Origin of the sequence: Desulforamulus hydrothermalis Lam5 = DSM 18033, assembly GCF_000315365.1 — a bacterium.
In the GTDB taxonomy this organism is placed as follows: Bacteria; Bacillota; Desulfotomaculia; order Desulfotomaculales; family Desulfotomaculaceae; genus Desulfotomaculum; species Desulfotomaculum hydrothermale.
Genome location: NZ_CAOS01000007.1, coordinates 24,649 through 45,245, shown reverse-complemented (window position 1 = coordinate 45,245; position 20,597 = coordinate 24,649). Strand labels below are relative to the sequence as shown.

The following is a 20,597-nucleotide window of genomic DNA, read 5'->3' as shown; positions in this document are numbered from 1 at the left end:
CTAACATACACTCTCGGGGTCAGATTACAGCTTTATTTCAATATCCACGCCAGCAGGCAGATCCAGGCGCATCAGAGCGTCAACCGTCTTGGGAGTGGGCTCCAGGATATCGATTAAGCGTTTGTGCACACGCATTTCAAACTGTTCCCGGGAGTCTTTATTTACGTGGGGGGAACGCAAAATGGTGTAAACACTTCTTTCGGTGGGCAGAGGTACCGGACCTGCCACCTGAGCACCGGTCCGCTTGGCCGTTTCAACAATTTTGCCGGCGGACTGGTCAAGCATTTGATGATCAAAGGCTTTCAGCCTGATTCTTATTTTTTGGCTTTTCATACTTTCTTTCTCCCTTCGTCCGATTTGCGGACTGCTCCGTGAAAATTACCTCACAAGGCGAGCAACCTTCCACTTCATCGCTAGTCGACCGGAAGCCCGGCGTTTCCTGCGGACTGGCCGCCCGCCGGGCCGGTTCCACGACCGGCTAAAATTACTCGCGGATGGCGGTTACTACGCCGGCGCCTACAGTACGGCCGCCTTCACGGATAGCAAAGCGCAGGCCTTCCTCAATAGCGATGGGGGTGATCAGGTCCACCTTCATCTTGATGTTGTCCCCGGGCATGACCATTTCTACGCCTTCCGGCAGTTGTACCACACCGGTTACGTCGGTGGTACGGAAGTAGAACTGAGGACGGTAGCCGTTAAAGAAGGGGGTGTGACGGCCGCCCTCTTCTTTGGTCAGGACGTATACCTCTGCTTCGTACTTGGTGTGGGGCTTAATGCTGCCGGGTTTTGCCAGCACTTGGCCACGCTCGATTTCTTTACGGTCAACACCGCGCAGCAGGCAACCGATGTTGTCACCGGCTTGCGCAAAGTCTAACAGCTTGCGGAACATTTCTACGCCGGTTACTACGGTCTTGCGGGGCTTGTCGTTAAGACCGACGATTTCCACTTCATCCTGTACTTTTACTTGGCCGCGCTCAACACGACCGGTAGCCACAGTACCACGGCCGGTAATGGAGAACACGTCTTCTACCGGCATCAGGAAGGGCTTATCAACATCCCGCTCAGGGGTGGGAATGTAGGAGTCTACTGCATCCATCAGCTCCCAGATCTTGCCGCACCATTCGCACTCACGCTTGCCGCAGCCGCACTCCAGGGCTTTCAGGCCGGAACCGGCAATAATGGGAGTGTCGTCGCCGGGGAATTCATAGGAGTTCAGCAGTTCGCGCACTTCCATGTCCACCAGCTCAAGCAGTTCGGGATCGTCTACCATGTCAGCTTTGTTCAGGAATACCACAATGTAGGGTACGCCTACCTGACGGGACAGCAGGATGTGCTCACGGGTTTGCGGCATCGGACCGTCAGCGGCGGATACAACCAGGATGGCGCCGTCCATCTGGGCCGCACCGGTAATCATGTTTTTAACATAGTCAGCGTGACCCGGGCAGTCAACGTGAGCATAGTGACGATTGCCGGTTTCGTATTCTACGTGGGCGGTGTTAATGGTAATACCGCGTTCACGCTCTTCGGGAGCGTTGTCAATTTCGTCGTAACGCTTAACTTGGGCGCCGCCGGTGGTAGACAGAACTACGGTAATGGCGGCGGTAAGGGTGGTTTTGCCGTGGTCAACGTGACCGATGGTACCAATGTTTACGTGGGGTTTGGTACGTTCAAATTTAGCCTTAGCCATGGTTATTACTTTCCTCCTTGCTCACACGCGAAAGAATCTTTCTGCTTATCCTTTTCGCTTAGCGATAATGCCTTCGGCAATATTTTTGGGAACTTCTTCATAGTGGTCGTGCTGCATGGTGTAGGTGCCACGACCCTGGGTTTTGGAGCGCAGGTCCGTGGCATAGCCAAACATTTCTGCCAGGGGGACGTAAGCGGTGACAACCCGTGCGTTACCCCGCTGACCCATTTCTTCAATACGGCCGCGGCGGCTGTTCAAATCGCCGATAACATCTCCCATGTACTCTTCCGGAACCACCACTTCAACTTTAAAGATGGGTTCCAGCAATACCGGGTTAGCTTTTTCGGCTCCGTTTTTAAAGGCCATCGAGCCGGCAATCTTAAAGGCCATTTCCGAGGAGTCCACCTCGTGGTAAGACCCGTCATAGATGGTAGCCCGGATATCAACCATGGGGTAGCCGGCCAAAATACCGTTTTCCATAGCTTCTTTGATACCGGCATCTACGGCAGGAATGTACTCTTTGGGTACTACGCCGCCGACAATTTTATTAACAAACTCGTAGCCCGGGCCACCCGGCTCCATCGGCTCCAGTTCGATCCACACATGACCGTACTGGCCTTTACCGCCGGACTGACGCACAAACTTACCTTCTGCCTTAACGGCTTTACGAATGGTTTCTTTATAAGCCACTTGGGGCCTTCCCACATTGGCCTGCACCTTAAATTCGCGCATCAGTCGATCCACGATAATTTCCAGGTGCAACTCGCCCATGCCGGAGATGATTGTCTGACCGGTTTCTTCATTGGTGCTTACCCTGAAGGTAGGATCCTCTTCGGACAGTTTGGTTAAGGCAACACCCATTTTGTCCTGGTCAGCTTTGGTTTTTGGTTCAATGGCCACGGAAATAACCGGATCAGGGAATTCCATGGATTCAAGAATAATGGGATGCTTTTCGTCACAGAGTGTGTCACCGGTGGTGGTGTCCTTCAGTCCTACAGCAGCGGCAATATCTCCGGCAAACACCTGAGGAATTTCTTCCCGGTGGTTGGCATGCATTTGGAGAATACGGCCGATTCGTTCTTTCTTACCCTTTGTGGTGTTGTACACATAGGACCCGGCGTTTAATACGCCTGAGTACACCCGGAAGTAGGTCAACTTGCCTACATAGGGGTCTGACATGATCTTAAAGGCCAACGCAGCAAAGGGCTCGCTGTCGCTGGAAATCCGTTGATCGGCAGCGCCGGTATCGGGATTAATGCCTTGAATGGCCGGCACATCAGTGGGGGCCGGCAGGTAATCCACAATGGCGTCCAATAAGGGCTGCACACCTTTGTTTTTGAACGAAGAACCGCACAGTACCGGGGTAATTTTAACCGCCAGGGTGGCTTTGCGAATTGCCAGTTTAATTTCTTCTTCACTTAACTCTTCGCCTTCCAGGTACTTCACCATCAGTTCTTCGTCAAACTCCGCCACCGCTTCCAGCAGCTTTTCCCGGTATTCAGCCACCAGCTCCGCCATATCGGCCGGGATTTCGGTTTCTTCGCTCTTGGTGCCGAGATCATCGACATAAATAATTGCTTTGTTGGTTACCAAATCCACAATGCCGCGGAACTGATCTTCGCTGCCAATGGGCAATTGAATCGGTACCGGATTGGCACCCAGTCGGTCTTTAATCATGTTTACGCCGTTAAAGAAATCAGCGCCCACGCGGTCCATTTTGTTGATGTAAGCAATTCTGGGCACGCCATATTTATCGGCCTGCCGCCAAACAGTTTCAGATTGGGGTTCTACCCCCCCGACCGAACAAAACACAGCCACCGCACCATCTAACACCCGTAGCGAACGTTCTACCTCAACTGTAAAATCCACGTGCCCGGGTGTGTCTATAATGTTGATACGGTGATTTTTCCACTGGGCAGTGGTAGCAGCAGATGTAATGGTAATGCCCCTCTCCTGCTCCTGTACCATCCAGTCCATGGTGGCTGCGCCATCGTGTACTTCACCAATCTTATGAACTTTCCCGGTGTAGAACAAAATACGCTCTGTGGTAGTGGTTTTTCCGGCATCAATATGGGCCATTATACCAATGTTGCGGGTTCTTTCCAAAGGAAACTGTCGGGCCATAATGATCCTCCCTTACCACCTGTAATGAGCAAACGCTTTGTTGGCTTCTGCCATTTTATGTGTATCTTCGCGCTTCTTAACGGTTGCTCCGACGTTATTTGCTGCATCCATAATTTCTGCAGCCAGTTTCTCAGCCATCGACTTGCCGGCACGCTTGCGGGTAAACATTACCAGCCAGCGAATACCCAGGGTTTGACGACGCTCTGCCCGAACCTCAACAGGCACCTGGTAGTTGGCACCACCGACACGCCGTGCTTTTACTTCCAGGACAGGCATCGCGTTTTTCATGGCTGCATCAAAAACTTCCAAAGGGTTTTTGCCGGTTTTTTCCCGGATTATTTCAAATGCTTCGTAAACAATTCTTTCTGCCAGACCACGCTTACCTTCCAGCATAACCTGGTTAATAAGCTTGGTAACCACTTTGCTGCCATACACAGGATCGGGAAGCACTTCCCGCTTGGGGATTCCACCTCTTCTTGGCATCATTTCTCCCCCCTTTACCCAGTAATCTCTTTTATATTTGAAAGTAAAAATTATATTTTAACTTTATTTTTTCGGACGCTTGGCCCCATACTTGGAACGGCCGCGGTTGCGGTTTTGCACACCGGCGGAATCCAGCGCACCGCGTACGATGTGATAACGCACGCCAGGCAGGTCCTTAACACGACCGCCACGCACAAGCACTACCGAGTGTTCTTGGAGGTTGTGGCCAATGCCCGGAATGTATGCTGTAACCTCAATGCCGTTGGTTAAACGAACACGGGCCACCTTGCGCAGGGCAGAGTTGGGCTTTTTCGGGGTTGTGGTGTAAACCCTGGTGCAAACGCCGCGCTTTTGGGGGCATTCCTTCAGCGCAGGGGCTGTGGATTTGTACACAACCTCCTCACGGCCCTTGCGAATCAGCTGGTTAATGGTAGGCATCTCTCTCTACACCTCCTCTCGAAGTTCTGCTTGGTCGAGGTTCGAGACTCGAGGTTCGAGGTTCGATGCTAACGAATGGTTCTTTAGACCGAACTTCGAACTTCGAACCTCGAACTTCGAGTTAAAACTCAGTAATAGAGGCAATGGCACAGCCTACGTCAATGCCGCAGGCTCTGCCCAAATCTTTCATGCTGTCCACTTTAACAGTGGGTATGTTTTTTGTGGAACAAATCCGCAGGATAGGATCCACCACCCTGGCTTCGGCATCGGCCGCCCAGTACACCTGCTTGGCTTGAAGTTTTTCCACAGCCTTTAATGTCTGTTTTGCCCCCACAGTTTTCTTGCGTGCTGACTTTAAAGGCTCCAAAGACATGGTGATCCACCCTCCTGCAATCAAACACTTACATATAATATCATTTACTATAACGCGTGTCAATAATTTGTATTTTTAGTTCCGGCAGGGTTATTTTTCTAAAGACAGGTCGAAATCATCCAGTTTTTCGTCCGGCAGCACCCGGTAGTCCCGGTTGCGTTCTCCGGCTGCCAGCAGCAGATCAAAATCTTCTTCCTGTTCCTGCTGCTGTCCGGTGGTCACTTCTATGTTGCGGTAGCGCGACATGCCTGTGCCGGCAGGTACCAGTTTGCCGATAATAACGTTCTCCTTCAGGCCCAACAGCGGGTCTGTCTTGCCTTTAATGGCCGCTTCGGTCAGCACCCGGGTGGTTTCCTGGAAGGAGGCTGCCGAGAGGAAGGAGTCGGTGGCCAGGGATGCTTTGGTAATACCCAGCAGCACCGGCTTGGCCACTGCCGGTTCTTTGCCGGCCTCGATGGCCTTGCGGTTCTCCTCCTCAAACTCAAAGACATCAATCAGGCCGCCCGGCAGCAGATCGGTGTCGCCGGCCTCTTCTACCTTCACTTTCCGCAGCATCTGCCGAATCATTACTTCAATATGTTTATCGTTAATTTCTACCCCTTGCAGCCGGTAGACCCGCTGCACTTCCTGCAGCAGATAAATCTGCACGCCGGCAGGGCCTTTAATTTTAAGCAGGTCGTGCGGATTGACAGACCCTTCGGTAAGCTCATCCCCGGCCTCTACCCGCTGGCCGTCTTTCACTTTCAACCTGGCCCCGTAGGGTACGGCGTAGACATTCTTTTCACCGTTATCCTTGGTGATTTCGATTTCCCGACGCCCTTTAACCTCCCGGACGGCGATGACACCGTCTTCTTCCGCCACAATAGCCTGACCCTTGGGCCGGCGGGCTTCAAACAGCTCTTCTACCCGGGGGAGACCCTGGGTAATGTCATCGCCGGCCACGCCGCCGGTGTGGAAGGTTCGCATGGTTAACTGGGTACCCGGCTCGCCGATGGACTGGGCGGCAATAATGCCTACCGCTTCGCCGATATCAATGGTGCCGCCGGTGGCCAGGTTCTTGCCGTAACAGTGCTTGCACACGCCGTAGCGGGTTTTGCAGGTAATGACCGACCTTATCTTAACCTTTTTAATGCCTGCTTCTTCAATTTTTTGGGCTTCGTCGGCTGTAATGAGGCCGTGCTGCTCCACTTTCTCCCGGGAGATAATGACTTCTCCGGTTGCCGGATGAACCACCGGTTCCATGGGCACCCTGCCCTCCAGGCGTTCAGCCAGTCTTTCAATAACCTCAGTGCCGTCTCTGATTTCGCTGACTTCAATGCCCTCGGCGGTGCCGCAATCTTCTTCGCGGACTATGACATCCTGCGCCACGTCTACCAGACGTCTGGTTAAGTAACCTGAGTCGGCGGTGCGCAGGGCGGTGTCGGCCAAACCTTTGCGGGCGCCGTGGGTAGAAATAAAGTATTCCAAAACTGTCAGGCCTTCCCGGAAGTTGGCTTTAATGGGCAGGTCAATGATGCGCCCGGAAGGATCCGCCATCAGACCCCGCATGCCGGCCAGCTGCCGGATTTGCTGAATGTTACCGCGGGCCCCCGAGGTGGCCATCATGTAAACGTTGTTAAATCTGTCCAGCGTATCCATCAAAGCTTTGGTAACTTTATCGGTGGCATCGTTCCAGACGCCGATAACTTTCCGGTATCGCTCGTCTTCGGTAATTAAACCGCGGCGGAACTGGTTTTCAATTTTGTTAACCTGTTCTTCGGCGTTAGCCAGAATTTCTTTCTTAGCCGCAGGAATTGTAATATCAGCCACCCCGATGGTAATGCCGGCCCGGGTGGAGAATTTGTAACCAAGCTCCTTAATGCCGTCCAGCAGCTCCGCCGTATGAGCGTTGCCCAGTTTGCGGTAACAGTCTGCGACAATTTTACTTAAAGTCTTTTTATCGCAAACTTTGTTGATAAAGCCCAACTCTTCCGGAATAATCTCGTTGAAAATAATACGTCCCACCGTGGTTTGCAGCTTTTCGCCGTTCTTCCGGCGCACCGTCACTTTGGCGTGCAGCGAAACCACATGGTTGTCGTAGGCCAGAATGGCCTCGTTTTCGTCCTTAAATATCATGCCCTCGCCCTTGGCGCCGTCTTTTTCCATGGTGAGGTAGTAGCAGCCCAAGACCATATCCTGGGTGGGACTGGCTACCGGCTTACCGTCCTTGGGGTTCAGAATATTGTTGGCAGCCAGCATTAATAGCCTTGCTTCCGCCTGGGCTTCAGCAGACAAAGGAACGTGTACAGCCATCTGGTCGCCGTCAAAGTCAGCGTTGTATGCGGTGCAAACCATCGGGTGAATTTTAATGGCCCGGCCTTCCACCAGCACCGGCTCAAAGGCCTGGATGCCCAGACGGTGCAGGGTTGGTGCGCGGTTTAACAGGACGGGGTGTTCCTTAATAACCTCTTCCAGGACATCCCATACTTCCGGCCGCACCCTTTCCACCATGCGTTTGGCACTTTTGATATTATGAGCGTAGCCGTCGTTGACCAGTTTTTTCATGACAAAGGGCTTGAACAACTCGAGGGCCATTTCTTTAGGCAGCCCGCACTGGTGCATTTTTAAATGGGGCCCCACTACAATTACCGAACGGCCGGAATAGTCAACCCTTTTGCCCAGCAGGTTTTGCCGGAAGCGACCCTGTTTGCCCTTCAGCATGTCAGACAGCGACTTGAGCGGCCGGTTGCCGGGACCGGTCACCGGCCGGCCGCGGCGGCCGTTATCAATCAGGGCATCCACCGCTTCCTGCAGCATGCGTTTTTCGTTGCGCACGATAATATCCGGGGCACCCAAATCCAATAAGCGTTTTAAGCGGTTGTTACGGTTAATCACCCGGCGGTACAGGTCGTTCAGATCGGAGGTGGCAAAACGCCCACCGTCCAACTGCACCATAGGACGCAGCTCCGGGGGAATGACGGGAACCACATCCAAAATCATCCATTCCGGGCGGTTACCGGACTTTCTGAAGGCTTCCACCACTTCCAAACGGCGAATGGCACGGATCTTGCGCTGACCGGAAACTTCTTTCAGTTCCTGACGCAGTTCACGGGCCAGTTCCTCAAGGTCAATTTCCTGCAGCAGTGTCTTGATGGCCTCGGCGCCCATGCCTGCTTTAAAGTTGTTGCCGAACTTCTCTTTGTATTCCCTGTATTCGGTTTCGGTCAGCAGCTGTTTCTTCAGGAGGGGGGTATCGCCCGGTTCAATCACAATATAAGACACAAAATATAAAACTTTCTCCAGTGCCCGGGGGGACATATCCAGCAGCAGCCCCATACGGCTGGGAATGCCCTTGAAATACCAGATATGGGATACCGGGGCTGCCAGCTCTATATGGCCCAACCGCTCGCGGCGCACCTTGGAGCGGGTAACCTCGACGCCGCAGCGATCGCAAACTACCCCTTTGTAACGGAGACGCTTGTATTTGCCGCAGTGGCACTCCCAATCCCGGGTAGGGCCAAAAATTCTCTCGCAGAACAACCCGTCCCGTTCCGGCTTTAGGGTGCGATAGTTAATGGTTTCCGGTTTTTTCACTTCGCCGCTGGACCACTGACGGATCTTGTCCGGTGAAGCCAACCCGATGCGAATGCTATCAAAATTATTTAATTCTAACAAAGGACCTACTCCCCCTTATAGCGGATTTCGCTAGATGGTTTCAATACCGCTTGTTTTAGTCCTCGTCATCCAAACTGAATTCTTCTTCGGCTTCTTCGAGGAAGGTTTCGTCAAATTCCTCATTTTCTTCTTCGTATTCGTCTTCCTCGTCGTGTTCCTGTTTAACATCACCCAGTCGTCTTTCTTCCGGCAGGTCAATGCCCAGTTCCTTAGCTGTTTCGGTGACGTCTTCTTCAATTTCTTTAATTTCTATTTCCTCATCGTTTTCTGACAGCACTTTTACATCCAGCCCCAGCGACTGCAGCTCCTTGATCAGCACTTTGAAAGACTCCGGCACACCCGGCTCAGGCACATTTTCGCCTTTGACAATGGCTTCATAGGTTTTAACCCGTCCCACCACATCGTCTGACTTGACGGTGAGGATTTCCTGCAGGGTATAAGCCGCTCCGTAGGCTTCCAGGGCCCATACCTCCATTTCACCAAACCGCTGGCCGCCGAACTGGGCTTTACCGCCCAGAGGCTGCTGGGTAACCAGGGAGTAGGGGCCGGTGGAGCGGGCGTGAATTTTATCGTCTACCAGGTGGTGCAGTTTAATCATATAAATATAACCAACAGTAACCCGGTTATCGAAGGGCTCGCCGGTTCGTCCGTCATACAGCACGGTTTTGCCGTCTTCCGGCAACCCTGCCCGTTTCAGGGAGCCCCAGATGTCGTCTTCTGAAGCACCGTTAAAGACCGGGGTGGCCACATGGAAGCCCAGGGTCTTGGCTGCCCAGCCCAGGTGAGTCTCCAGCACCTGCCCGATGTTCATACGGGAAGGCACACCCAGCGGGTTCAGTACAATTTCCACCGGGGTACCGTCGGCCATAAAGGGCATGTCTTCTTCCGGCAGGATTCGTGCCACAACCCCTTTGTTACCGTGACGGCCGGCCATTTTATCACCCTCGGAGATTTTTCTCTTTTGGGCAATGTAAACGCGAACCAGCTGGTTGACTCCCGGCGGCAACTCGTCCCCGTTTTCCCGGGTAAATACCTTGACATCCACGATTTTGCCGGCCTCCCCGTGGGGTACCCGCAGGGAGGTATCTCTTACCTCCCTGGCTTTCTCGCCAAAGATCGCCCGCAGCAAGCGTTCTTCCGCTGTCAGCTCGGTTTCCCCCTTGGGAGTGACTTTGCCGACCAGGATATCGCCCGGCCTGACCTCAGCGCCTACCCGGATAATCCCTCTTTCATCCAGGTCTTTTAAAATATCTTCGCCCACGTTGGGAATATCTCTGGTGATTTCTTCCGGACCCAGTTTGGTGTCACGGGCATCGCATTCGTATTCTTCAATGTGTATGGAGGTGAAGAAATCTTCTTTAACAGCTTTTTCGCTGATCAGAATGGCATCCTCGTAGTTGTTGCCCTCCCAGGTCATAAAGGCCACCAGGACGTTGCGCCCCAGAGCCAGTTCACCTTTGTCGGTGGCCGGTCCGTCAGCAATAATTTGGCCCGCCTCCACCCGGTCGCCTTTTGCCACAATGGGTTTCTGGTTAATACAAGTACCCTGGTTGGAACGGGTAAATTTCAATAATTTATATTTATCGGTTTTGCCCTCATCGGTACGAATAACAATTTCATTGGCGGTTACCCTGACCACTTCGCCGCTGTTTTGGGCTACCACCACAACGCCGGAGTCTTTTGCCGCCCGGTGCTCGATACCGGTACCTACCACCGGCGCCTGGCATTTCAACAAAGGAACTGCCTGGCGCTGCATGTTGGCACCCATCAGGGCCCGGTTAGCGTCGTCATGCTCCAGGAAGGGAATTAAGGAGGTGGCCACCGAGAACACCTGCTTAGGCGATACGTCCATGTAATCAACCCGGTCGGTGGGCACCAGCAGTGTATCATGGCCCCGGCGTGCGTTAACCCGTTCTTCCACAAAATAGCCGTTTTCATCCAGTGGCGCGTTGGCCTGAGCAATAATATGGCCTTCTTCTTCGTCGGCCGTAAGGTAAACAATCTCATCGGTAACCCGCTTGTTGGCTTTGTCAACCTTACGATAAGGCGTTTCAATAAAGCCAAAGCTGTTAATGCGTGCATAGGTGGACAATGAGCCAATTAAGCCGATGTTGGGACCTTCCGGCGTTTCAATGGGGCACATGCGGCCGTAGTGGGAGTGGTGTACGTCACGCACTTCAAAGCCCGCCCGTTCCCTGGAAAGACCGCCGGGCCCCAGGGCTGACAGACGCCTTTTATGAGTTAATTCCGCCAGCGGGTTGGTTTGATCCATAAACTGGGACAGCTGGCTGGAACCAAAAAACTCTTTAATGGCCGCCACTACCGGCCGGATATTAATCAACACCTGGGGTGTGATAACGTCAACATCCTGGATGGTCATTCTTTCCCGGACCACCCGTTCCATCCTGGATAAACCGATGCGGAACTGGTTCTGCAGCAGCTCGCCCACCGAGCGCAGTCTTCGGTTGCCCAGGTGGTCAATATCGTCAACGCTGCCTTCGCCTTTCATCAGGCCAAGCAGGTAGCGGAAGGTAGCTACAATATCCTCTTTGGTTAACTCCCGGATAAACTCACGTTCCACCGGAACTTCTTTGTTTAAATAGCGATCCCATTCTTTGGGCCCGTCTTCGCCTTTAGGATAACGGTAAAGCACGCCGTGCTTTAATTTCTTCTGCAGCTTGTAACGTCCCACATGAGCCAGATCATATCGCTTGGGGTCAAAGAATAAAGTATATAATAAAGAGCGGGCGCTTTCCACCGTTGGCGGTTCACCCGGCCGCAGCCGCTTGTAGATTTCTACCAATGCTTCTTCTTCTGAATCTGTGTTGTCCCTGGTTAAGGTTTCTTGAACAAATTTGTCATTCTCAAACAGTTCGAGAATCATAGCATTCGAACTGTAACCAAGGGCCCGGATTAATACTGTGGCCGGGATTTTACGGGTGCGGTCAATGCGAACGAATATGTGATCATTGACATCGGTTTCAAACTCCAACCAGGCTCCACGGTTAGGAATCACGGTGGATGTGAACAACCTTTTGCCGCTGGAATCGATATGGTCAGCAAAGTAAACGCCGGGGGAACGGACCAATTGGCTGACAATTACACGCTCAGCCCCGTTGATAATAAAAGTACCTTTGTTGGTCATCAGCGGGAAGTCCCCCATAAAGACTTCCTGTTCCTTGACCTCCCCGGTCTCTTTGTTTATCAGGCGGACTTTCACTCGCAAGGGAGCGGCATATGTTACATCGCGTTCCTTGCACTCTTCCACGGAGTACTTGGGTTCTCCCAGAGTGTAGTCCAGGAATTCAAGCACCAGATTGCCTGTAAAATCCTGAATGGGAGAGATGTCGTGAAACACTTCCCGCAGGCCCTCCTGCAGGAACCATTCGTAAGAATTTCGCTGAACTTCAATCAGGTTGGGCAAATCCAGCACTTCACGAAGTTTGCCGTAGTTCCACCTCACCCTGTTTCCTACTTGTTCCGGGTAAGCCATCGAACGCATCACACCCCTTAAATAATTACATAAATGACGGTCTTGTGCTAAAATTACAGACAACGAAAAGCAAGGTCTTGCTTTTTTATCAACAATCCCTCGCTTTTAAACACTATAACGCCTTATCTACTTTATTTTGGCCATTTATGCAGAAAATTATGCACAATTTTTGCCACCTAACCAAGTTTATTTTAGGTTATCCACAGAATGACATTTTGTAATGTTAGCACAAGTGGCAGTATTTGTCAAGGTGGTTTTTTGTCTGTTGACGAAAAAAATTGGGATTTTTATTTTGGCATTAAAGTTTAAATGCCTCTGTCTGTCAATGGCAAGCCATATATTTTTTCAGGCGGCAGCATGATGTTAACCAGACTGCCCGACCGCACCCTGCCGGCAAAGAAAAGTTCTTTGTTAACCTGCAAGGTTATGGAAAACCCGCAGTCCACTGTAAGCTTCAGCTGGCTGCTTAACGGATAAATCTTGGTTACCCGGCCCCGGCATAGGTTAGGACCGCCGTCCGGTTTGCGGTCTTCAATTAAAATTACGTCTTCCGGCCGGATGCACAGGTTAATATTGGTACCGGGCCGGTAATCCTGCCGGGCAACAAAACTTATCACCGTCTCGCCCACCTGTGCTGTCCTGCCGCCCGGCAGAACAACCCCCTGCAAAACATTTTCAATGCCCACCAGCCTGGCCACCTCCTCATTGACAGGATAGCGGAAGATGTCCTCGGTGGAACAATCCTGCACTATTTTGCCCGCTGACATAGCGCACACCCGCCCGGCCAGCAAAGGAATTTCTTCCACGTTATGGGTAATAAAAACGGTGGCTGTGGCGGTAGCTTTAATAATTTCACCGATTTCTTCAATAAGCGTTATCCGGGTAGGTAAATCCAGTGCGGCAAAGGGTTCATCCAAAAACAGCACCTGCGGTTCCAGCGCCAGAGCCCTGGCAATGCTTACCCTTTGTGCTTCACCTCCCGAAAGATAACGGATATGCCGATCTGCCAAATGTGCAATTTGCAATTTTTTAAGCCAGTAATTTACCCGGCGGGCTATTTGATCTCGCGGCAGTCCCCGGAAGCGCAGCCCTTGTGCCACATTGCCAAACACCGAACCGCTGAGCAACAGGGCTTCCTGAAAGACCATGGCCATTTGACGCCTTACCTGTAAGGGGCTGCCCGTCACCTGCCGGCCGTCAAAAATAATCTCCCCCTGCCAGGGTTTTTCCAGCAAGGCTAACAATTTTACCAGGCTGCTTTTGCCGGCGCCGTTGGGGCCGATCAGGGCAATTGTTTCACCCTTATGCAAAACAAAATTGTCAATGTCGATCAGAGTCCTTCCTGCCACTCCCCAACAAAGGTTTTTGACCTGCAAAATTACCTGCTGCCCCTGCATTTTTTCACCTGCTTTTCTGCCGTTTACCCATGAAATTTAACAACCGGTTTCCCCGGTGGCCGGAAGCGGTTGTTTCGCCCTGCTGCTGCAGCAGGGTCAGTAATAACGTAACACCGTAAGCCAATAATAACAATATAACACTTAAGGCAATAGCTGCCGCAAAATTTCCTTTGGAAACCTCCATCACCGTGGCCGTTGTCAATACCCGCGTGTACCCCTTGACATTGCCTCCCACCATCATGGAAGCTCCCACTTCGGATACTACCCCGCCAAATCCGGCAATAACGGCAGCCAGCAGCGGCAACCTGGCCTCCCGCATTAACAGCCACATATATTGCCGCCGGGAAGCGCCCAGCGCCAGTATCTGCAGGCGCAACTGCGGTTTTATCTGCTGTACTGCCGCAATGGTAAAACCCGTAACAATCGGGGTAGCAATTACCGCCTGGGCAATCACCATAGCGGCAGGCGTGTACATCAGCCCTAAAAATCCCAGTGGGCCGTACCGCCAAAGCAATATGCTTACCCATAATCCAACCACCACCGGCGGCAGGCCCATACCGGTATTCACCAGACTGATTATAAAGCCGCGGCCGGGAAAATTTCGCAGAGCCAAAAACACGCCGGCCGGGATGCCCAGAAAAAGGCTTATCAGGGTAGCAAGGCCGGAAATCTTTAATGTTAAGAAAGTAACCTGATATACTTCGGGGTCCCCGCCGAACAAGCTGATTAACGCTTCCCTGACGCCGTTGACAATAAGGTCCATAATGCGGTCAACTCCCAAATTTAATTTGCATATCGGCATAGATTTATTAGCGCTGCAATAACAACAAAACCAGGTCGCGGAAAGCAATGACCTGGCCGTAACATCTTCATCACTCTCCTTTCCACACGGGAGGCAAACCGGTTTCCCGGCTTACCCTAGCGGCCGGCAATCCGTCGCATAAAGCCTTAGGACAACCGGCTCGGAGAAACAAGATAATTTTGTTCAGGGCAAACAACGTTCCCCAACGTTATTTGCCAATTAGGGTATATTTTACAGTACATGCAAAAATACGTCAAGATTTAGGCAGACTTTTCTGACAACCCGGGCGGCCCTCCGGGACTGTCAGAACAGGCCGGTTTTTTATCTGATCAATCCGGCAGCTTGTTTGCAAACAAAGAGGGTATGCCCATAGTACTGCTTTAGGCATACCCTCCCTGTCTTTATAAACCGGTCACAATAAACTTATTACTTAATTTCAACAGTAGCGCCGGCTTCGGTGAGCTTAGCTTTGATAGCTTCAGCATCTTCCTTGGTGGTTTTTTCTTTGATGGGCTTAGGAGCACCGTCAACCAGGTCTTTAGCTTCTTTCAGGCCCAGACCGGTGATTTCGCGCACAACTTTAATAACGTTGATCTTCTTGTCGCCGGCATTAGCCAGGATAACATCAAACTCGGTTTTTTCTTCTTCAGCGGGAGCAGCAGCACCGGCTACAGGTGCAGCGGCAACGGCCACCGGAGCAGCAGCAGATACACCAAATTCTTCTTCAAAAGCTTTTACCAGTTCGGCCAGTTCCAGCACGGTAAGGCCTTTAACAATTTCTAATACTTCAGCTACTTTAGACATACTGATCTTGTACCTCCTCAAAATTTATAAATAATTTAAGCAACGGAACAAACTAAGATGCTTGACTCTCTTTTTGCTGACGCACCTGATCCAGAACATAAACCAGATTGCGCAGGTTGGCAGCCAGTACGCCGGCAAAGCCATACAGGGGAGCCTGCATGCCACCCAGTACTTTGGCCAGCAATACTTCTCTGGAAGGCAGGTCGGCCAGGGCTTTGACGCCGTTGGCATCAATCACCTTGCCTTCTAAAATACCGGCTTTGATGTCAACCCCTTGTTTCACTTCCTTAGCAAAATCCGAAAGGATTTTGGCAGGAGCCACCGGGTCTTCAATACCAAAGGCAAATACCGTAGGCCCTTCCAGGTAGGGATCTAATCCCTCAACACCGATTTCCCGGGCGGCAATACGGGCCACGGTGTTCTTAGCCACCTTCATTTCACTGCCGGCTTTGCGCAGGCGAGCCCGCAGGTCGGTGATTTTAGCCACTGAAATGCCGCGAAAATCAGCTAAAATGGTAACCTGGGATTGGGACATTTTTTCTTTAATTTCTTCCAGCATAACTGCTTTTTGAGCTTTTGTGGTCGGCAAGAGCTACACCTCCTTCCGCTGGAATAAAACAAAAGGGGGAATTCGCCAAGACAGGCAAAATTCCCCGCAATGCTTCACACTTTTGCAGTAATTCACCCGGTCTCGGCTGGCGGCTTAAGCCATTAAGTCAAGGACACCAACTGTCTACGACTGGACTTATTCAGTTGTCGCAACCGGGCAAAGTCCCTAGAGCTTGTTGGGGTTAATTTTAATCCCCGGGCCCATGGTAGAGGAAACGGTGATGCTCTTCATGTACTGACCCTTGGCGGAAGCAGGCTTAACACGCTGCAATGTATCAGCCAGGGTTTTAAAGTTTTCAGCCAGCTTTTGGGCATCAAAAGAAACCTTACCAATGGGTGCGTGAACAATACCGACTTTATCGGTACGGTAAGTAATCTTACCGCCTTTGGCATCTTTTACAGCAGGCCCTACATCAAAGGTTACAGTACCTGTTTTGGGGTTGGGCATTAAACCACGGGGGCCCAGAACACGACCCAGTTTACCAACCATCCCCATCATATCCGGGGTGGCAATGGCTACATCAAATCCCAACCAACCGCCTTGAATCTTTTCTACCAGCTCCTCGGCGCCGACAAAATCTGCACCGGCCGCTTCAGCTTCCTTGGCTTTTTCGCCTTTGGCAAAGACCAGTACGGTTTTGGTTTTACCGGTTCCGTGGGGCAGCACAACCGCACCTCTCAGTTGCTGGTCGGCGTGCCGGGGGTCAACCCCCAAGCGGAAGGCCACTTCAACAGTTTCATCAAATTTGGCGGGAGCGGTCTTTTTAACCAGCTCCATAGCTTCCAGGGGCTCGTAAAGAGTGTTTTTATCATACTGCTTCCGGGCTTCCTGAAGCTTTTTCCCTTCTTTGGGCATGTATTTCCCTCCTTTGTGGTACTAGCGGACTACATCCTCCCACCGGATGAAGCTATCCTTCTACAATTTCTACGCCCATGCTGCGGGCGGTGCCTTCAATCATGCGCATGGCAGCCTCCAGGCTGGCAGCGTTGAGATCAGGCATTTTTAATTCGGCGATTTCTTTAACTTTAGAGCGGGGCAGTTTACCCACTTTCTTCTTGTTAGGCTCGCCGGAAGCGGTCTCTATACCTAAAGCCTTCTTCAGCAGTACTGCTGCAGGAGGCGTTTTAGTAACAAAGGTAAAGGACCGGTCTTCATATACTGTAATTTCAACCGGAATAATCAAGCCGGCTTGCGCTGCAGTAACTTCATTATATTGTTTGACAAAAGCCATAATGTTTACCCCGTGTTGACCCAGGGCAGGACCTACCGGGGGCGCCGGGGTGGCTTTACCGGCCGGAATTTGCAGTTTGATTATGGCAGCTACCTTTTTGGCCATATCCAGTCCACCTCCTTACAACCTACAAGCTTAAAGCATTTTTTCAATTTGAGAAAAATCAAGCTCGATGGGAGTTTCACGTCCAAACATTGATACCATAACTTTAACTTTACCCTTTTCAGGGTAAATTTCTTCAATCACACCTGCAAAGTTTTCAAAGGGCCCGTCAATTACCTTGACATTTTCGCCAACACTGACGTCAATCCTGGTTTTCGGTTCTTCCAAGCCCATCTGCTTAATAATGGCCTTGGCTTCTTCCTGGCTTAACGGGATAGGCTTAGAACCTGTGCCGACAAAACCGGTTACTCCCGGCGTATTGCGCACCACGTACCAGGAATCATCAGTCATAATCATTTCTACCAGAACGTATCCGGGAAATACTTTTTTCTTTGAAACCTTTTTCTTGCCGTTTTTAATTTCCACTTCATCTTCCATGGGCACCAGAATACGAAAGATTTTATCTTCCATATTCATGGATTCAATTCGCTTCTCCAGGTTGGCTTTGACCTTATTCTCATAACCGGAATAAGTGTGCACAACATACCATTGTGTACTCATCAGCAAAAGGAACCCTGCCAGACGGGTTCCCCACCCCCTTGTTTACAATTAGGAAATGATGCCTTTTACGCCCAAGCTGAGAAGCGAATCTACCACCCAGATGACAACAGCCAGCACGGCAACCGAAGTCAGCACCACCGCAGTGTAAGTAACCAGCTCTTTGCGGCTGGGCCAGTGAACTTTTTTCAGCTCGTTCTGAACGCCACGCAGGTACTTGCTTACGCTGCCGATACGCTCACTAAAAGACGCTTTGGGCGCCTTGGCGGGTTCTTTTTTAGCTGCAGCCTTAGCAGCATCCTTAGGGGCCGCATCCTTTTTATTCTCGGCCCCACCGGTTTCATTGGTTGCCGCTGTTTCCTTGGCAGCGCTTGCCTTTTTGAGTGTCTTTTTTTGCACAGCCATTGAAAAACGCCACATCCTTAACTTTTTTGTTTACACCAGTAGTGCCTCGAATAAAACCCCTTACGGAATGCGGCCGATTATGGTAACGCTTGGGGTTGGCGGCTTAACTATCTGGTTTCTTTGTGAACTGTGTGGGTATGACACCACTTGCAATATTTTTTCAGTTCGATCCGGTTGGGATCGTTCTTTTTATTTTTAGTAGTGGTGTAGTTGCGCCGTTTGCATTCGGTGCAAGCCAGAGTTACGCCTACTCGCACTGTTGCCACCTCCCTAAAACGAAAAAAGACTTGGGCAGAGATGTCTAGTAATATACCTTAACAAATTTATCATATGTATTGTTGGATGTCAATACTTATCCTGTGGCAACGTACCATATTGGTATTATGTCTCTTTAATTGGTTTTATATACCAGTTTGCGGTTTATGCAAAAAAGGAGTGACCGGGGTCACTCCTTTTAGGAAAATTGTTAATCAGTTACTCGCGGATGGCGGTTACTACGCCGGCGCCTACAGTACGGCCGCCTTCACGGATAGCAAAGCGCAGGCCTTCCTCAATAGCGATGGGGGTGATCAGGTCCACCTTCATCTTGATGTTGTCGCCGGGCATGACCATTTCTACGCCTTCCGGCAGTTGTACCACACCGGTTACGTCGGTGGTACGGAAGTAGAACTGAGGACGGTAGCCGTTAAAGAAGGGGGTGTGACGGCCGCCCTCTTCTTTGGTCAGGACGTATACCTCTGCTTCGTACTTGGTGTGGGGCTTAATGCTGCCGGGTTTTGCCAGCACTTGGCCACGCTCGATTTCTTTACGGTCAACACCGCGCAGCAGGCAACCGATGTTGTCACCGGCTTGCGCAAAGTCTAACAGCTTGCGGAACATTTCTACGCCGGTTACTACGGTCTTGCGGGGCTTGTCGTTAAGACCGACGATTTCCACTTCATCCTGTACTTTTACTTGGCCGCGCTCAACACGACCGGTAGCCACAGTACCACGGCCGGTAATGGAGAACACGTCTTCTACCGGCATCAGGAAGGGCTTATCAACATCCCGCTCAGGGGTGGGAATGTAGGAGTCTACTGCATCCATCAGCTCCCAGATCTTGCCGCACCATTCGCACTCACGCTTGCCGCAGCCGCACTCCAGGGCTTTCAGGCCGGAACCGGCAATAATGGGAGTGTCGTCGCCGGGGAATTCATAGGAGTTCAGCAGTTCGCGCACTTCCATGTCCACCAGCTCAAGCAGTTCGGGATCGTCTACCATGTCAGCTTTGTTCAGGAATACCACAATGTAGGGTACGCCTACCTGACGGGACAGCAGGATGTGCTCACGGGTTTGCGGCATCGGACCGTCAGCGGCGGATACAACCAGGATGGCGCCGTCCATCTGGGCCGCACCGGTAATCATGTTTTTAACATAGTCAGCGTGACCCGGGCAGTCAACGTGAGCATAGTGACGGTTAGCGGTTTCGTATTCTACGTGGGCGGTGTTAATGGTAATACCGCGTTCACGCTCTTCGGGAGCGTTGTCAATTTCGTCGTAACGCTTAACTTGGGCGCCGCCGGTGGTAGACAGAACTACGGTAATGGCAGCGGTAAGGGTAGTTTTGCCGTGGTCAACGTGACCGATGGTACCAATGTTTACGTGGGGTTTGGTACGTTCAAATTTAGCCTTAGCCATGGGTTAACTTCTCCTCCTCCGTTTTTCGGAATTTAGCCAGAGATTTTTCATCTCTAAAGTTATTTCCAGATTTAAGCATGGTTTATACCTATTAACTGAAAATCCATAGCTAGATTCGATAAGAAAGACAAAAATCCTTCTTTTTTCTGACACTTCTTTTCTATATCAACAAAACGCAAAAGAACCTGCTCCAACCGGGCAGGTTCTTTCGGACTGGTAGCGGTGACTGGATTCGAACCAGTGACACCACGGGTATGAACCGTGTGCTCTGACCAACTGAGCTACACCGCCGTAAGTACTGGAGCTGCTAACCGGGATTGAACCGGTGACCTTATCCTTACCAAGGATACGCTCTACCTACTGAGCTATAGCAGCATTTGGTTGCGGGAGAGGGACTTGAACCCTCGACCTTCGGGTTATGAGCCCGACGAGCTACCAACTGCTCTATCCCGCGTCAGCAATGTTTATTATAACACAGGCACTCGCCATAAATCAAGAGTTTTTTGCCTGTGTAACAAATCTGGTGGAGGGAGAAGGATTCGAACCTTCGAAGGCGTTCGCCGGCAGATTTACAGTCTGCTCCCTTTGGCCACTCGGGAATCCCTCCGTGGGTGGAGCCGGCGATGGGACTCGAACCCGCAACCTGCTGATTACAAGTCAGCTGCTCTGCCAATTGAGCTACGCCGGCACCGAACATTGATTATAATAGCAGATGAAGCACTCGGTGTCAACACCTGCTGTCATGTATTGTTTGGCAAG

Annotated in this window: 18 protein-coding genes, 5 tRNA genes and 1 riboswitch; all 23 genes read right to left on the bottom strand. The window is 51.3% G+C overall.

Annotated features, from left to right (window positions below; all coding sequences use genetic code 11):
- Nucleotides 1-24 precede the first annotated feature (24 nt).
- Nucleotides 25-333 carry a 30S ribosomal protein S10 gene (rpsJ, locus tag DESHY_RS04810; protein WP_008410855.1) on the bottom strand — a complete coding sequence of 103 codons (309 nt, stop codon included), beginning with the start codon at nucleotides 331-333 and terminating at the stop codon, nucleotides 25-27.
- 151 nt (nucleotides 334-484) lie between these two features.
- Nucleotides 485-1,687, bottom strand: a complete 1,203-nt coding sequence (tuf, locus tag DESHY_RS04805) for an elongation factor Tu (RefSeq protein ID WP_008410853.1) — start codon at nucleotides 1,685-1,687, stop codon at nucleotides 485-487.
- A gap of 45 nt (nucleotides 1,688-1,732) precedes the next feature.
- The gene (gene fusA, locus DESHY_RS04800; protein ID WP_008410851.1) at nucleotides 1,733-3,811 is read right to left on the bottom strand and encodes an elongation factor G; all 2,079 of its coding nucleotides are present in this window, start codon (nucleotides 3,809-3,811) and stop codon (nucleotides 1,733-1,735) included.
- Nucleotides 3,812-3,823: 12 nt separating this feature from the next.
- Nucleotides 3,824-4,294 carry a 30S ribosomal protein S7 gene (gene rpsG / locus DESHY_RS04795; RefSeq protein WP_048817895.1) on the bottom strand — a complete coding sequence of 157 codons (471 nt, stop codon included), beginning with the start codon at nucleotides 4,292-4,294 and terminating at the stop codon, nucleotides 3,824-3,826.
- 63 nt (nucleotides 4,295-4,357) lie between these two features.
- Nucleotides 4,358-4,732, bottom strand: a complete 375-nt coding sequence (gene rpsL / locus DESHY_RS04790; protein WP_008410848.1) for a 30S ribosomal protein S12 — start codon at nucleotides 4,730-4,732, stop codon at nucleotides 4,358-4,360.
- 121 nt (nucleotides 4,733-4,853) lie between these two features.
- The gene (locus DESHY_RS04785) at nucleotides 4,854-5,105 is read right to left on the bottom strand and encodes a ribosomal L7Ae/L30e/S12e/Gadd45 family protein (protein ID WP_008410847.1); all 252 of its coding nucleotides are present in this window, start codon (nucleotides 5,103-5,105) and stop codon (nucleotides 4,854-4,856) included.
- A gap of 90 nt (nucleotides 5,106-5,195) precedes the next feature.
- Nucleotides 5,196-8,759 (bottom strand): DNA-directed RNA polymerase subunit beta', encoded by a 3,564-nt coding sequence (rpoC, locus tag DESHY_RS04780; protein WP_008410845.1) that lies wholly within the window; start codon nucleotides 8,757-8,759, stop codon nucleotides 5,196-5,198.
- A 55-nt stretch (nucleotides 8,760-8,814) separates the two neighbouring features.
- Complete coding sequence (gene rpoB, locus DESHY_RS04775; protein WP_174269700.1) at nucleotides 8,815-12,252, bottom strand: DNA-directed RNA polymerase subunit beta; 3,438 nt, start codon at nucleotides 12,250-12,252, stop codon at nucleotides 8,815-8,817.
- Between the two features lie 305 nt (nucleotides 12,253-12,557).
- Complete coding sequence (locus tag DESHY_RS13325) at nucleotides 12,558-13,649, bottom strand: ABC transporter ATP-binding protein (protein ID WP_008410843.1); 1,092 nt, start codon at nucleotides 13,647-13,649, stop codon at nucleotides 12,558-12,560.
- A gap of 4 nt (nucleotides 13,650-13,653) precedes the next feature.
- Nucleotides 13,654-14,412 (bottom strand): ABC transporter permease, encoded by a 759-nt coding sequence (locus tag DESHY_RS04765; RefSeq protein ID WP_008410842.1) that lies wholly within the window; start codon nucleotides 14,410-14,412, stop codon nucleotides 13,654-13,656.
- A 98-nt stretch (nucleotides 14,413-14,510) separates the two neighbouring features.
- Nucleotides 14,511-14,629, bottom strand: a riboswitch (molybdenum cofactor riboswitch).
- A 248-nt stretch (nucleotides 14,630-14,877) separates the two neighbouring features.
- Complete coding sequence (rplL, locus tag DESHY_RS04760; RefSeq protein ID WP_008410841.1) at nucleotides 14,878-15,255, bottom strand: 50S ribosomal protein L7/L12; 378 nt, start codon at nucleotides 15,253-15,255, stop codon at nucleotides 14,878-14,880.
- Between the two features lie 52 nt (nucleotides 15,256-15,307).
- Nucleotides 15,308-15,844: a 50S ribosomal protein L10 gene (gene rplJ / locus DESHY_RS04755; protein WP_008410840.1), complete on the bottom strand. Its 537-nt coding sequence runs from the start codon at nucleotides 15,842-15,844 to the stop codon at nucleotides 15,308-15,310.
- A 186-nt stretch (nucleotides 15,845-16,030) separates the two neighbouring features.
- Complete coding sequence (gene rplA, locus DESHY_RS04750) at nucleotides 16,031-16,720, bottom strand: 50S ribosomal protein L1 (RefSeq protein ID WP_008410839.1); 690 nt, start codon at nucleotides 16,718-16,720, stop codon at nucleotides 16,031-16,033.
- A 52-nt stretch (nucleotides 16,721-16,772) separates the two neighbouring features.
- Nucleotides 16,773-17,201, bottom strand: coding sequence for a 50S ribosomal protein L11 (gene rplK, locus DESHY_RS04745; protein ID WP_008410838.1), 429 nt, complete (start codon nucleotides 17,199-17,201; stop codon nucleotides 16,773-16,775).
- 30 nt (nucleotides 17,202-17,231) lie between these two features.
- On the bottom strand, nucleotides 17,232-17,759 hold the full coding sequence (gene nusG / locus DESHY_RS04740; protein ID WP_048817894.1) for a transcription termination/antitermination protein NusG: 528 nt from the start codon (nucleotides 17,757-17,759) through the stop codon (nucleotides 17,232-17,234).
- Nucleotides 17,760-17,807: 48 nt separating this feature from the next.
- Nucleotides 17,808-18,161, bottom strand: a complete 354-nt coding sequence (gene secE / locus DESHY_RS04735) for a preprotein translocase subunit SecE (RefSeq protein WP_008410835.1) — start codon at nucleotides 18,159-18,161, stop codon at nucleotides 17,808-17,810.
- Nucleotides 18,162-18,268: 107 nt separating this feature from the next.
- Nucleotides 18,269-18,418: a 50S ribosomal protein L33 gene (rpmG, locus tag DESHY_RS13530; protein WP_008410834.1), complete on the bottom strand. Its 150-nt coding sequence runs from the start codon at nucleotides 18,416-18,418 to the stop codon at nucleotides 18,269-18,271.
- Nucleotides 18,419-18,635: 217 nt separating this feature from the next.
- Nucleotides 18,636-19,838, bottom strand: a complete 1,203-nt coding sequence (gene tuf / locus DESHY_RS04730; protein ID WP_008410833.1) for an elongation factor Tu — start codon at nucleotides 19,836-19,838, stop codon at nucleotides 18,636-18,638.
- 214 nt (nucleotides 19,839-20,052) lie between these two features.
- Nucleotides 20,053-20,129, bottom strand: a tRNA-Met gene (locus tag DESHY_RS04725).
- Nucleotides 20,130-20,137: 8 nt separating this feature from the next.
- Nucleotides 20,138-20,213: transfer RNA gene (locus tag DESHY_RS04720), tRNA-Thr, on the bottom strand.
- Nucleotides 20,214-20,216: 3 nt separating this feature from the next.
- Nucleotides 20,217-20,292 (bottom strand) — tRNA-Met (locus tag DESHY_RS04715).
- Nucleotides 20,293-20,359: 67 nt separating this feature from the next.
- Nucleotides 20,360-20,445 (bottom strand) — tRNA-Tyr (locus tag DESHY_RS04710).
- 5 nt (nucleotides 20,446-20,450) lie between these two features.
- Nucleotides 20,451-20,526 (bottom strand) — tRNA-Thr (locus DESHY_RS04705).
- Nucleotides 20,527-20,597: the final 71 nt, after the last annotated feature.